General features: G+C 58.3%; 14 protein-coding genes and 1 tRNA gene. 12 read left to right on the top strand and 3 right to left on the bottom strand.

Annotated features, from left to right (window positions below):
• Positions 1 to 427 precede the first annotated feature (427 nt).
• The 6 genes from carA to ACYVM5_RS13330 all read left to right on the top strand — a co-directional run bounded on the left by carA (position 428) and on the right by ACYVM5_RS13330 (position 7,436).
• Positions 428 to 1,504: a carbamoyl-phosphate synthase small subunit gene (gene carA, locus ACYVM5_RS13355; RefSeq protein WP_460618608.1), complete on the top strand. Its 1,077-nt coding sequence runs from the start codon at positions 428 to 430 to the stop codon at positions 1,502 to 1,504.
• Between the two features lie 50 nt (positions 1,505 to 1,554).
• On the top strand, positions 1,555 to 2,124 hold the full coding sequence (locus ACYVM5_RS13350) for a hypothetical protein (protein WP_460618607.1): 570 nt from the start codon (positions 1,555 to 1,557) through the stop codon (positions 2,122 to 2,124).
• An 83-nt stretch (positions 2,125 to 2,207) separates the two neighbouring features.
• Positions 2,208 to 5,453, top strand: a complete 3,246-nt coding sequence (gene carB, locus ACYVM5_RS13345) for a carbamoyl-phosphate synthase (glutamine-hydrolyzing) large subunit (protein ID WP_460618606.1) — start codon at positions 2,208 to 2,210, stop codon at positions 5,451 to 5,453.
• Positions 5,454 to 5,473: 20 nt separating this feature from the next.
• Positions 5,474 to 5,851: a hypothetical protein gene (locus tag ACYVM5_RS13340; RefSeq protein WP_460618605.1), complete on the top strand. Its 378-nt coding sequence runs from the start codon at positions 5,474 to 5,476 to the stop codon at positions 5,849 to 5,851.
• On the top strand, positions 5,851 to 6,120 hold the full coding sequence (locus ACYVM5_RS13335) for a hypothetical protein (RefSeq protein WP_460618604.1): 270 nt from the start codon (positions 5,851 to 5,853) through the stop codon (positions 6,118 to 6,120). Before ACYVM5_RS13340 ends, ACYVM5_RS13335 begins: the two co-directional genes overlap by 1 nt.
• A gap of 371 nt (positions 6,121 to 6,491) precedes the next feature.
• Positions 6,492 to 7,436, top strand: coding sequence for a Rossmann-fold NAD(P)-binding domain-containing protein (locus ACYVM5_RS13330; protein WP_460618603.1), 945 nt, complete (start codon positions 6,492 to 6,494; stop codon positions 7,434 to 7,436).
• Positions 7,437 to 7,668: 232 nt separating this feature from the next.
• Here ACYVM5_RS13330 and ACYVM5_RS13325 read toward each other — a convergent pair.
• Positions 7,669 to 7,741, bottom strand: a tRNA-Lys gene (locus tag ACYVM5_RS13325).
• Positions 7,742 to 8,023: 282 nt separating this feature from the next.
• Here ACYVM5_RS13325 and ACYVM5_RS13320 point away from each other — a divergent pair.
• The 3 genes from ACYVM5_RS13320 to ACYVM5_RS13310 all read left to right on the top strand — a co-directional run bounded on the left by ACYVM5_RS13320 (position 8,024) and on the right by ACYVM5_RS13310 (position 10,252).
• Positions 8,024 to 8,584 carry a hypothetical protein gene (locus tag ACYVM5_RS13320; protein ID WP_460618602.1) on the top strand — a complete coding sequence of 187 codons (561 nt, stop codon included), beginning with the start codon at positions 8,024 to 8,026 and terminating at the stop codon, positions 8,582 to 8,584.
• Between the two features lie 76 nt (positions 8,585 to 8,660).
• Positions 8,661 to 9,485 carry an MOSC domain-containing protein gene (locus ACYVM5_RS13315; RefSeq protein ID WP_460618601.1) on the top strand — a complete coding sequence of 275 codons (825 nt, stop codon included), beginning with the start codon at positions 8,661 to 8,663 and terminating at the stop codon, positions 9,483 to 9,485.
• A gap of 89 nt (positions 9,486 to 9,574) precedes the next feature.
• Positions 9,575 to 10,252: a DUF2461 domain-containing protein gene (locus tag ACYVM5_RS13310; RefSeq protein ID WP_460618600.1), complete on the top strand. Its 678-nt coding sequence runs from the start codon at positions 9,575 to 9,577 to the stop codon at positions 10,250 to 10,252.
• A gap of 85 nt (positions 10,253 to 10,337) precedes the next feature.
• On the opposite strand, the gene ACYVM5_RS13305 is transcribed toward ACYVM5_RS13310, so the two are convergent.
• A complete protein-coding gene (locus ACYVM5_RS13305) occupies positions 10,338 to 10,961 on the bottom strand; it encodes a deoxynucleoside kinase (RefSeq protein ID WP_460610331.1) in 624 nt (207 codons plus the stop codon).
• Between the two features lie 126 nt (positions 10,962 to 11,087).
• On the opposite strand from ACYVM5_RS13305, the gene ACYVM5_RS13300 reads away from it, so the two are divergent.
• Positions 11,088 to 11,513, top strand: a complete 426-nt coding sequence (locus ACYVM5_RS13300; RefSeq protein ID WP_460618599.1) for an STAS/SEC14 domain-containing protein — start codon at positions 11,088 to 11,090, stop codon at positions 11,511 to 11,513.
• An 83-nt stretch (positions 11,514 to 11,596) separates the two neighbouring features.
• Here the strand turns inward: ACYVM5_RS13300 and ACYVM5_RS13295 are convergent, their stop codons facing one another.
• Positions 11,597 to 12,055, bottom strand: coding sequence for a hypothetical protein (locus ACYVM5_RS13295; protein ID WP_460618598.1), 459 nt, complete (start codon positions 12,053 to 12,055; stop codon positions 11,597 to 11,599).
• Between the two features lie 117 nt (positions 12,056 to 12,172).
• On the opposite strand from ACYVM5_RS13295, the gene ACYVM5_RS13290 reads away from it, so the two are divergent.
• Positions 12,173 to 12,700, top strand: coding sequence for a GNAT family N-acetyltransferase (locus ACYVM5_RS13290; RefSeq protein ID WP_460618597.1), 528 nt, complete (start codon positions 12,173 to 12,175; stop codon positions 12,698 to 12,700).
• A 143-nt stretch (positions 12,701 to 12,843) separates the two neighbouring features.
• Positions 12,844 to 13,074, top strand: coding sequence for a CDGSH iron-sulfur domain-containing protein (locus ACYVM5_RS13285; protein ID WP_460618596.1), 231 nt, complete (start codon positions 12,844 to 12,846; stop codon positions 13,072 to 13,074).
• Positions 13,075 to 13,121: the final 47 nt, after the last annotated feature.

Below are 13,121 nucleotides of genomic sequence, written 5' to 3'. Positions count from 1 at the left end.
GTTTACGAGCCTAGCTCCCCTTCTGATTAGCTGCACGCTGCCATTGGCCTCCGTTGCGCAGCCGCCGGCTGGCTCTTTCCCCGAAGGAGCAGCCTCCCCTTTTTCTTTCCAGCAGTTGTGCCCGCCCGACTTCCCGATGCCTGACATCTGGAATCGGCAGTGCGCGGAGCCGATTGATTTACTCGCCTTCGCTCCCGTTCGGCATCCCTCCTGCATCGGCTGGAACAGACCCCTGATTAATGGTCCTGTTCCAGCCGAAATTGTATCGGACCGGCTGCAAAAGTCGCGTAATGAACTACGAGCGCGATGTAGAGACGCGACACTTCGCGTCTCGTCGATGAACGGCTTATGCCAAAACGACCCAGAATAAACAATGTCAGCAACGATTGAGACGCAAAATATTACGTCTCTACAATCACAACGATAGATGTCTCAAATAGTAAAACTCATCCTCGAAGACGGCACCGAAATCCAGGGCGAATCATTCGGCACCTTCACTTCCGCCGCGGGCGAAGTGGTGTTCAGTACGGCCATGACCGGCTACCCCGAAAACCTCACCGACCCGTCCTTCGCCGGCCAGATTCTGGTGCTCACCTACCCCATGGTGGGCAACTACGGCGTGCCCGGCGAGGAGCTGTACGAGTCAATTTCGAAGATTTTCGAGTCCGATAAAATTCACATTGCCGGGCTGGTGGTGAACTACTACTCCGAGGAGCACAGCCACTGGAACGCCGCCAAAAGCCTCGGCGACTGGCTTAAAGAGTATAACATCCCTGGCATTTTCGGCGTCGATACCCGCATGCTCACCAAGAAGCTGCGCGAGAAAGGCGCCATGCTGGGCAAAATCGTGGCCGAAGAGGACGTGCCCCTGCACGACCCCAACCTCGACAATTTGGTGGCTCAGGTGAGCCCGGCCGGCGTGCAGCACTACGGCCACGGCCAACACAAAATCGTGCTCGTGGACTGCGGCACCAAAACCAACATCATCCGCTGCTTTCTGGAGCGCGATGTGGAGCTGATTCGGGTGCCCTGGGACTACGATTTTACGACCCTCGATTACGACGGCCTGTTCCTCAGCAACGGTCCCGGCGACCCTAAAATGTGCGAAGCCACCATCCAGAACCTCCACAAAGCGCTGCAACAGGACAAGCCGATTTTCGGCATCTGCCTGGGCAGCCAGCTCATGGGCCTGGCCGCGGGCGGCGACACCTTCAAGCTGAAATACGGCCACCGCAGCCACAACCAGCCCGTGAAGCTCACCGGCACTCAGCACTGCTACATCACCAGCCAAAACCACGGCTTCGCGGTGGATACCGAAACCCTGCCCGCCGAGTGGGACATGCTGTTCGAGAACCTGAACGACGGCACCTGCGAAGGCATCAAGCACAAAACCAAGCCGTTCTTCTCCACTCAGTTTCACCCCGAAGCCGCCGGCGGCCCGCAGGATACGGAGTTTCTGTTTGATGATTTTTTGAAAGCGGTGGTGGAGTATAAGTCGAAGTAGAGACGCATAATTGCGTCTTGTCGTTGAACGACTTTTAAGCCTGATTCTCCATGAAACTTAAGCGGCTATTGTTTCTCTCGCTGATTGTTTGTTCGGCCTATTCTTTTGTAGGTCAAAACACTCGGCATTTGAAAAAAGCAGCCGTCGGCTCTAATTTTTGCTTAGCAGATTCACTAAAGCAAATACTGGCTTCTCTGCATCACAAAGCAGATGCTGTCATGACGTTTCAATATTACTACGACAATGGAGTACCGGAGTCTGCAACAGTATTTTGGCAAGCATCAGGCAAGACGTATTCTAAGTCTCTTCAAAATTGCCAGCCGTCCATTTTGGTAAAATATCAGCACGCTGATACGCTGTTTTCATTTTATCGAAAACAGCGAATTGCTGACTTACCCAAAATGGAAATTCCAGATAGCGCGCCTTCGCATGGCATGGCATACTTCATCGGGGTTTATTCCCCAGGAAACACGCGCTTTTACAACATTAAAGAATGTCAGCGGCATCTTCTCATGTACCCAAATCAAACTGATTTGTTGCCTGGAGAAAAACCAGTTGAAGCCAAAGAAGACCCACGCAGCATTTGGGTCGATTTATTTGAAAAGGTAACGAAGCGGTAGAGATGTTTCGACTTCGCTGCGCTTCGCTCAACATGACGTGCTGATTGTTCCGCCAGACGCTCAAAAAGAATACAACTCTTAGAATGAACAAACCCAACAAAGTTCTCATCCTTGGTTCCGGCGCCCTCAAAATCGGCGAGGCCGGGGAGTTCGATTATTCCGGCTCGCAGGCCCTCAAGGCGCTGAAGGAGGAAGGCATCCGCACCATCCTCATCAACCCCAACATTGCCACCGTGCAGACGTCGGACAACATTGCCGATGACGTGTACTTCCTGCCCGTGACGCCCTACTTCGTGGAGGAAGTCATCAAAAAAGAGCAGCCCGATGGCATTCTGGTGGCCTTTGGCGGCCAAACGGCGCTGAACTGCGCCGTGGCCCTGTACCGCGCCGGCGTGTTCGAGAAGTATAACGTGAAGGTGCTGGGCACGCCCGTACAGAGCATCATCGACACCGAGGACCGGGATATTTTCAAGGAAAAGCTGGAGCAGATTGGCGTGCTCTCGGCCCGCAGCGTGGCTGTAACGACTATGGATGACGCGCTGGCGGCGGCCGAGAAAATTGGTTTCCCCATCATCGTGCGGGCGGCGTTTGCGCTGGGCGGGCTGGGCAGCGGCTTCGCCAACAACATGGACGAGCTGCGGGCGCTGGCCCAAAAATCCTTCACTACCTCCGACCAGATTCTGGTGGAAGAATCGCTGAAGGGCTGGAAGGAAGTGGAGTACGAAGTGGTGCGTGATGCTTACGATAACTGCATCACGGTCTGCAACATGGAGAACTTCGACCCTATCGGCATTCACACCGGCGAGAGCATCGTGGTGGCCCCGTCGCAGACGCTGAGCAACCGCGAGTACCACAAGCTGCGCAGCATCGGCATCAAGACCATCCGCCACCTGGGCATCGTGGGCGAGTGCAACATTCAGTACGCGCTGGACCCGGTTTCGGAGGATTACCGCGTGATTGAGGTGAACGCGCGCCTGTCGCGCTCCTCGGCGCTGGCCTCCAAGGCCACGGGCTACCCGCTGGCTTTCGTGGCCGCCAAGCTAAGTTTGGGCTACTCGCTGGCCGAGCTAAAAAACAGCGTGACACAGACGACTTCGGCCTTCTTTGAGCCAGCCCTCGACTACGTGGTGGTGAAGCTGCCACGCTGGGACTTGGGCAAGTTCGCAGGCGTTAACCGCCAGATTGGCAGCGCTATGAAGAGCGTAGGCGAGGTCATGGCCATCGGCAAATCCTTCGAGGAAGCCATCCAGAAAGGCCTGCGGATGCTGGACACCGGCAAGCGCGGCTTCGTGGCCAACCGCCCCGAGGAGGACTTGGATAACGCCGCCATCGACCAGCTCCTGAGCGAGCCGAACGAGGAGCGCATCTTCGCCATCAACAGCGCCTTCGAGGCCGGCTACACGCTGGAGCAAGTGCACGAATTGACCAAGATTGACCACTGGTTTTTGCAGCGCCTCTACGGCATTTTTGAATTGGGCAATCAGCTCGCCGCCGGCCGCAGCGTGGGCCTTGACGGTCTGGAAACCAAGCTACTGCGCGACGTGAAGAAAGCCGGTTTCTCGGACCAGCAGATTGCGGTGAAGCTGCTGGGCGAGGGCGACGACACACACGGCACCAAAGCCGACGAGCTGCTGGTACGCGCCCGCCGCAAGGCCCTGGGCGTGCTGCCCGTGGTGAAGCAGATTGACACGCTGGCGGCCGAATTCCCGGCCAAAACCAACTACCTCTACACCACTTACCACGGCACCGAAAACGACCTGGCGCGCGAAACCGCGCAGTCGGTGGTGGTGCTGGGCTCGGGCGTGTACCGCATCGGTTCGTCGGTGGAGTTCGACTGGTGCGGCGTGCAGGCCGTGCAAACGGCAGCGGCCGAGGGCTACAAAACCATCATTATCAACTACAACCCCGAAACCGTTTCGACCGACTACGACGTGTCGGACCGGCTGTACTTTGAGGAGCTGAGCTTTGAGCGGGTGATGGACATCCTGGATTTTGAGCAGCCCGGCGGCGTGATTCTGAGCACCGGCGGTCAGATTCCCAACAACCTCGCCACCCGTTTGGCCGATGCCGACGCGCCCATCTTGGGCACCGCGCCGGCCCGCATCGACGAGGCCGAGAACCGCCACAAGTTCTCCAGCATCATGGACGAGCTGGGCATCGCGCAGCCGCGCTGGAAGGAGCTGACCTCGCTGGCCGCCATGCAGGAATTCGTGCGCGAAGTCGGTTTCCCGGTACTCATCCGGCCGAGCTACGTGCTGTCGGGCGCGGCTATGAACGTGGTTTCCAACAACTTCGAGCTGGAAGAATTCCTGAAAACAGCCGCCGAGGTCAGTGCTGAATACCCGGTGGTGGTGTCCGAGTTCATCCAGGAAGCCAAGGAAATTGAACTGGACGCGGTGGCCGACCACGGCGACATTGTGAGCTATGCCATCTCGGAGCACGTGGAGTTTGCCGGCGTGCACTCCGGCGACGCCACCATGTACTACCCGCCCCAACGGGTGTACGTGGGCACCATTCGCAAGCTGAAAATCATCGCCGAAAAGATTGCCAAGCGCTACGAAATCAGCGGCCCGTTCAACATTCAGTTTCTGGAAAAGAACGGCGAAATCCGCGTGATTGAGTGCAACATCCGGGCCTCGCGCAGCTATCCGTTCGTGTCAAAAATCTCGGGCAATAACCTTATCAAGAAGGCCACCCAGGTGCTGCTGGGCAAACACGTAGACCGTGACGAAAGCGAGCGGGTTTACGACCTGCCCTTCGTGGGCGTGAAGGCTCCGCAGTTCTCCTTCACCCGCCTGCCCGGCGCCGACCCGGTCCTGCGCGTCGACATGGTGAGCACCGGCGAAGTAGGCTGCCTGGGCGACACCGCCGAGGAAGCCCTGCTGAAATCGATGCTGAGCGTGGGCTACAAAATCCCGCAAAAATCGGTGCTGATTTCCGGCGGCCCCATCATCTCCAAAGTGGCGCTGCTCGCGCCCGCCGCGCTGCTCATTAAAAAGGGTTATACCGTGTACGCCACCCAGGGCACGCACCGCTTCTTCGCCGAAAACGGCATCCCCAGCAGCCTCCTCTTCTGGCCCGATGAGCTGCAGGAGCCCAACGTGCTGACGTATCTGAAGGAAAAGAAAATCGACCTGGTCATTAATATTCCCAAAAACCTGTCGAAAGGCGAGCTGGATAACGACTACAAAATCCGCCGCACGTCCGTGGATTTCGGCGTCGGTTTGCTGACGAATGCGCGGCTGGCGAAGGCGTTTATTCAGGCCTTCTGCACACTGGAAATGAAGGATTTGAAGATTAAGAGCTGGAACGAGTATAAGGCGATGTAAATCGTTGAACGACAAACAGAATGGCCTTACATCTTTCGCTTCAGGAATTAATTGCTCGTGTTCATCTTGGAAAGCAAGTTGAACAATGGCTTTCCCATTACAATGAAGCTGATTACACAGTCATTAGATGGATATCTGTAGCGAAAGAAGAAGGGAAATTCGGCGTGACTTATTTTGAGTCATTCGATGAAGGTGACGAAGAATTTCACGACGTCCATGAATTCAGCGTAATTGACCCAGAGGATGAGCAGTATGGCACCACGCATCTTTTTGATTCTGTAGAAGCAGCAGTTGCTTTTGCTATTGAGAATTATGGCGCTTCTGCGGAAAAATTTGTCGCTAGTGGAATGATTGTGGAAGAATACAGAGCATATCTACAAGAAAAATCCCAGTCATAGTGCGTCCCGACGATTTACCTGAGCGCTGGAAATTGAAGCTTCAAGAGCATCTGATTGCCAAAGGAAGCACTAAGCCCGAAAAGCTTAGTGCTTCTGAGTTTCCATCAGAAACTACTGTTAGTATTCGGTTTGAAGATGGTTCGCACGTCGAATTCAAATATGCTTCTGTAATTGAAGCGTCTGAGTTTCGGGAATTAGCCGTTTTCACGGAACACTGCGGTTATCATCTATTTCCGCTTTATGATGGACTATCGCTGATAGTAGAATAGCTCTATTGGCCTTTTACTTTTGCCGTACCGCACGGTTTTTCCACCTCACCACACGGCTACCCCTGAAAAGGTGAAGCCCTCGGTACGGGAATACCAAGGGCTTCGAGGAAGAAGGTGGAATCGCACCTAACTTCTCGGTCAGATGAGCAAGAAACGTGCGGCGAAGATACGGAAGAAACCCGTGCTTCGTAAACCCATACCATCGGCGGCCGAAAAAGGTTTCTGGTGGTGGCTGGTTCTGGAAACGGTCAAGGTGGCGCTAGCCGCTGCGGCCCGACACTGGATAAGCTAACGGGTTGGCAAGGGGCGGGGCCGAAAGGCTCGGCCCCTTGTTTTTTTTACTCTAACATTCTCGACACAACAGTTTTAAAATGAAAAACTTCACCTCCTTCGCCGATGCCGGCGACTACAAAGCCCTGCTGCAGCAAGCACTGGAAATCAAAGTCAACCCCTACGGCTACCAGCACATCGGACGCAACAAAACCGTCGGGCTGATTTTCTTTAACCCCAGCCTGCGCACCCGGCTCAGCTCGGTGAAGGCGGCGTACAACCTGGGCGCGCAAGCTTGGGTGCTCAACGCTGGAGCCGACTCCTGGACCCTGGAGATGGCCGATGGCGCGGTGATGAACGGCGGCACCCAGGAGCACATCAAGGATGCCATCGCGGTGATGAGCCAGTACTGCGACGTGCTGGGTGTGCGCACCTTCCCCACCCTCAAGGACAAGGCCGAGGATTACGGCGAAGTCGTGTTCAACAAGATTCTGCAATACGCCACGGTGCCCGTCATCAGCCTGGAAAGCGCCACGCTGCACCCGCTGCAGTCGTTTGCCGACCTGATTACGGTGGCCGAAACCAAGCAGAAGGAGCGTGTGAAAGTGGTGCTTACCTGGGCCCCGCACGTGCGCGCCCTGCCCCAGTGCGTGCCCAATTCCTTCTGCGACTGGTTCTCGGAAATCGATTGGGTTGATTTCGTTATCACCCATCCCGAAGGCTACGAGCTGGACCCCAAATTTACCAAAGGTGCCCGCATCGAGTACGACCAGAAAAAAGCCCTGGAAGGCGCCGACTACGTGCAGGCCAAAAACTGGAGCAGCTACCTCGACTACGGCCAAGTGCTGGGCAACGACCCCGCCTGGATGCTCACCCCCGAGCACATGGCCCTCACGGACAGCGCCAAATTCCTACACTGCCTGCCCGTGCGCCGCAACGTGGAAGTGTCCGATGCCGTGCTCGACGCGCCCGGCTCGCTCATCATTCAGGAAGCCGGCAACCGGACCATTTCCATGCAAACGGTGCTGCACGAGTTGCTGAAGTAACAGAAGCACCTTAGCAAAAAGCAGACTGATGCTCAAAAAACGGTTATCCGCCGTATGGCAATCTGCTATTAGTCCAAAGTAAAGGCCCACGGTTATTAGCTCACCGCTAATGGCAGTGGGCCTTTTTGTGCTCTAGCCTATACATTAGCAAGCTCTCATTCCGAAGCAGTTGCAGCTTGACCAAGCCCAATGAAAAAGCCCCATCCTGTTTCCAGAATGGGGCTTTTTGCTGTGATCCCGCTGGGATTCGAACCCAGGACCCGTACATTAAAAGTGTACTGCTCTACCAGCTGAGCTACAGAATCGGTACCTTTACCTTGGAAGGGCGTTTCCTTCTTTGGTGGCACAAAAGTACTATAGCCTCCGGAACTACACAACCCTGACTTTAAAAAAAAGTCACCCTCATTGCTGTGCGCATCCTTTTCTGCTTTCTAATCTTCCTGCCTATCTGTGCCTTGAGTGCAAATTCACCGGCAAAAAAAAATTTAGCAAGTAACCTTTCCAGTGCGCCTGCTGACCTGCGGCGGGCTGATTCCCTCTTCGCAGCGGGGCAATACGAAGCTTCTTTTCCTGATTATCGGCAGCAGGTGTGGCAGCAGCGGCGCGTTTCGCCCGAGTTGCTGCTGAAAATGGCTTATGCGCAGCAGCAACTCGGGCACTACCCGGCGGCGCTGCTCTACCTGAGCATGGCGCAGGCACGGCAGCCCCGGGTGCGCACGTGGCGGCAACTAGTGGCATTGGCCACCCAGCACCGACTGGTGGGCTACCCGGCTACCTGGCAGCAGGAACTGCGGGTGCAGGCGCAACGGTATTTTTATCCGGGGTTGCAGGCATTGCTGGCGGGCGCAGTGTTGGGTGCAATGGCCCTGCTGTGGCGCCGCAGCCCGCGCGGCGCGTGGGTGGGCTATGCCGCCTACGTCGCGTTGCTGGGCGCCTACCTGCACTTTCTGCGACCAACGCCAACGGGACTGGTGGCACGCTCCGGGGCGGCGCTGATGGATGGGCCGGGGGCCAGCGCGGCCTGGCTGAGCACGGCTGCCATGGGCGACCGGCTGCCCGTGCTGGGCCGCCAGGATATCTGGTACCGGGTGCAGTGGCAGCAGCGCGTGGCGTTTGTGCGGGCCGCCGACTTGCTGGTGGTAGAGTAGCGCAATGGCGGGTTGGTGGGCAGGTGGAATCCTTTTTTTACTCCATCACTCCAACAACCCGCCTACTTTTGTGGCTATGTCTGCTTCCCTTTCCCTCACCGGCCTTTTCCTGTACCCTGTCAAATCCCTCGGCGGGTATGCTGTGGCCGAAGCCGAGGTAACGGCCCGTGGCCTGCGCCACGACCGTCGCTGGCTGCTGGTAGACGAGCGCAACCGCTTCATGACGCAGCGGCAGCAGCCGGAGCTGGCCCTGCTGGCCGTGGCTCCGGCCTACAATGGTTTTCTGATTTCGCATCGCCAGCGGCCCGATTTGCTGCCGCTGTTCATTCCCTTCGAGGCCACGCCCGACCGGACGCTGTTTGTGACCGTGTGGGACGATATTCTGTGGGCCTGGCGTGGCACGCCCGAGGCCGATAAGTGGCTGGCGGAGGCGCTGGGCCGCCCCTGCCGGCTGATGTATATGTCGGACATGGTGCGGCGCGAGGTGGAGCCGGAACTCAACCCTGAGGGCAAGCTGGTGAGCTTCGCCGATGGCTACCCCTACCTGCTGGCGGGTGAGGCGGCGCTGGCCGACCTGAATACGCGCCTGGCCGAGCCGGTACCGATGAATCGGTTTCGGCCCAACCTGGTGTTTGGGGGCGGCGAGGCCTATGAGGACGATGCCTGGGAGCAGTTTCAGATTGGCGAGGTGCCGTTTCGGGCAGTGCGGGGCTGCGGGCGCTGCGTGCTCACGACCATCGACCAAGCGACGGCCCTCAAAAGCCCGGTGGGCGACCCGCTGCGTACGCTGGCTACCTATCGGAAAGCCGAGAACAGTACGTTATTCGGACAGAACGTGACCGGGCCAGCCCGAGGCTACTTGCGCGTGGGGGATGCCGTGACGGTACTCAGCCGGAAATAATGCCGGTGGGGTTCGCAGGCTGACTGTTTTGCAACTCCTGCCCTTGCGGGTGCGTTGGGGAAAGCCGGGCCTGATGCCCGGCTTTTTTTATGGAACTGGAGTATCTGTTGAATTTCATGGCCCGGCTGGCGGCCAACAACACCACGGCCTGGATGGCCGAGCACCGCCCCGAGTACCAGCGCGCCCGCGCTGCCTGCACCGAGCTGGTGAATCAGGTATTGACCCGCGTGGCGGCCACAGACCCCGATTTGGCCAACCTCACCACAACCGACGTGATGTTTCGGCTGCACAAGAACGACCGGGCGCACCGCGACCCCGAGCCCTACAAGCGCCGCATGGGCGCGGGCCTAAAACGCGGCGGCCGCCACGCACCCCGGGCGGGCTATTTCCTGGCCATTCAGCCGGAGGGGCGCAGCTGGCTGGGGGCGGGCACCTTCCACCCTACTCCGGAGCTGCTGGCCGCCATCCGGCAGGAAATCCACTACAGTAGCGACGAGTTTCATCGGCTGCGGCGGGCGCCGGAGCTGCTGCGCTACTTCCCGGACGGCCTCGACACCACCGGGCCGCAGCTGACGCGCCCGCCGCGCGGCTACGCCGCCACCGACCCGGACGTAGCGTGGCTGCGGCTCAAGACCTTTGGGGTGGGCCGCTTCTATACCGATGCCGAGGTGCTGGCCCCCGGCTTTGTGGACGAACTGGTGGCCGGCATTGCAGCGGCCCGGCCGCTGGTCGATTTTTTCAACGCGGCTATCCCGGAGCCGGCTTAGAGCCTACGGATTGCGGCACACCAAAACGCCCCGCTCTCCGTGATGGAAAGCGGGGCGTTTTGCTTGGGCTGGCTTGGCGTATGCCTTAAAACAGGCCGAACAGCGTGTTATCAATCTTCTCAATGATGGTACCCAGGTCTTCGGGACGACGCACGTAGTCGAGCTCGTTCACGTCCACGATGAGGGAGCGGCCGGCGTCGTAGGTGCTAATCCACTTCTCGTAGTGTTCGTTGAGGTTTTTGAGGTATTCGATGCTGATGGTGTTTTCGTAGTCGCGGCCGCGCTTCTCAATCTGGCCGATGAGTTTGGGCAGGTCGGCGCGGAGGTAGAGCAGCAGGTCGGGCGGGGCCACCAGGTCCACCATCGACTCGAACAGGGCGTAGTAGTTGTTGTAGTCGCGGGTTTCGAGCAGGCCCGACTGGTGCAGGTTGGCCGCGAAGATGTGGGCATCCTCGTAGATGGTGCGGTCCTGGATGATGCCGCGCCCGGCTTTTTGCAGCTCCTTGATGTGCTGCGTCTGGCGGAAGCGGCCGTTGAGGAAATACACCTGCAGGTGAAAAGCCCAGCGGGGCATGTCGTGGTAAAAATCCTTCAGGTAAGGATTGTCGTCCACATCTTCCAGAAATACTTCCCAGCGGAAATGCTGGGCCAACTTATGGGCCAGCGTGGTTTTACCGGCTCCAATGTTGCCGACGATGGCAATGTGCATGCGCTACGAACGAAAAAGACGAGTGATAAGCAGAACCCCAAAGGTAGTAGCGCGGCCCGCATTGGCTCAACGATTTAGGCCCGTTATTATGTAGTATGTTTGATATCCAATATTAGTTTACCTGCCATGTTAACCGCCGAAGCCGTTCACCTGAGCACCATCGCCGACAGCTACGGAGCACCGTTGGCCGAATATTATTTTTTTCCGGACCATGCCTTGCTCTACATTCGCTGGCACGGCCAGCTCACGGCCGCCGAAGTCATTCGCGGGGTGCTGGAAGGCACGCGCCTCATCGAAGACCACCGTTTTGAGCGGGTGCTCAACGACAAGCGCGACACCGGCGGCGACTGGAGCGAAGCGCTGCCCTGGCTCGAATACGAATGGCTCCCCAAGGCCGTAGCCGCGGGCTTGCGGGCCGTTGCCTACATTCTGTCGCCCAACCCAGAGGCCCAGATTGTGAGCCAGGAATTTGTGGCTGCCGTGCGGGGCCAACTCGATATTTCACTATTTACCAGCGAGGAAGACGCCCGGGAGTGGCTGGAAACGAAGTAGCTAACGGTTGTCATTCCGACGCAGGAGCAACCGGAGGGATTTAATTTTATCCGATTCCTCCTGCGTCGGAATGAAAATTTGCGCTAATCGAGCTTTTCCTTCACCTGCCGGGCACCGCGCAGGGTGTGAAACTCGCCTTGGAAGGAGCGGATGCGGATGCGCTCTTCGAGCGGCAGCGTGGTCCGCACCTGCTCGTAGCGCTGGTTGAGGCGGGCCAGGACCTGGCCGGCACCGTCCCACTGCTCGTAGGTCCAGGTGCGGCGCTCGTCGCGGGTGGTGGCGATGAACCGCTCGTAGAGGTTGGGGAGCTGGTCGGCGCTGGCCTGGGCCAGGTTCACGTCGGTTTGCAGCAGGTGCTGCTGCACGGGGTCGGAGGAAGTATTGGCGGCGCGGGCGGCAGTTTGGCGGGCCTGGCTGCGGGCAGTGGTGGAGGGGCGGGAGCCGGTGAGTTCGCCGCGGCGCAGCAGCTCGGCCTGGGTGGTGGCTTGGGCCCGGCTGGCGAAGGGCAGGCCGGCAAGGAGCAGAACGAATGCAGATTTCATGGTCAGAACGAAGAAAAAACGAAGGTTTGCGGGCTTAAACGCAAGGAACGGGCCAACCGTATGCTTGAGGACGGGCCGGTTTCGGTTTTTTCGCCGCAATTTCGTGTTTTACCGCTTATGACTTCTGACGCCCCTGCCGCGCCGCCGCGCATTGAGCCCGCCACGCTCAACGACATTCCGACCATTATTCAACTGGCCGAGGCTACCTGGGAGCCTACCTACCGCTTCATCATTTCGGAGGAGCAGCTGGAATACATGTACCGGGTAATCTACTCGCCGGCTGCGCTGAAACGGCAGATGGTGGAGCAACACCACGTATTCCTGCTGGCGCGGGTGGAGGGCGAGCCGGCTGGCTTTGCCTCCTTCGGCCCGCTGCCGGCCGAAGACGGCAGCGGCACCGGCTATAAGCTGCACAAGATTTACGTGCTGCCCACGCGCCAGGGCCAGGGCTTGGGGGTGCACCTCATCGAGGCGGTGGAAAACGCGGCCCGCGTCGCCGGCGGCCAGTTCCTAGACCTGAACGTGAACCGCTACAACCCCGCCATTGCTTTCTACGAGCGGCGCGGCTTTGTGCGCCAACGCGAGGTAGACGTGCCCATCGGCCCGTATTTCATGAACGATTACATCATGCGCAAGGCGCTATAATTTCCGTTTGTCATCCTGAGCGTAGCGAAGGACCTTATCAGGTTAGCGCACTTTATGTGAGCGTGATAAGGTCCTTTGCTGCGCTCAGGATGACAGTTACCAACTAACTCAACCTTCAACCCTTAAAACTCAACCCTCCCAAAATGGCCACCAAACTCACCGTCCTTTCCAACGGCTCCCTCCGCGTAGAGGGCGAAGACATCGAACTCGTGGATGCCCAGGGCCAGCCCTATGGCCTCGGCGGCCGCCAGCGCATCAGCATCTGCCGCTGCGGGCTTTCCAAGCAGAAGCCTTTCTGCGACGGCTCGCACAAAGGCCACTTCGAGCACGCCGCCGTGGCGTTCGATTTGCCCGCGCCCAAGCCAGCCGTATAATCCGGCATCTGCATCATAAAAAAGCCCGCTGACCAATTGGCCAGCGG

Source organism: Hymenobacter ruber (assembly GCF_054783255.1).
Note: the sequence above shows the minus strand (reverse complement) of the source record. Positions and strands in the feature narration are given on the sequence as shown.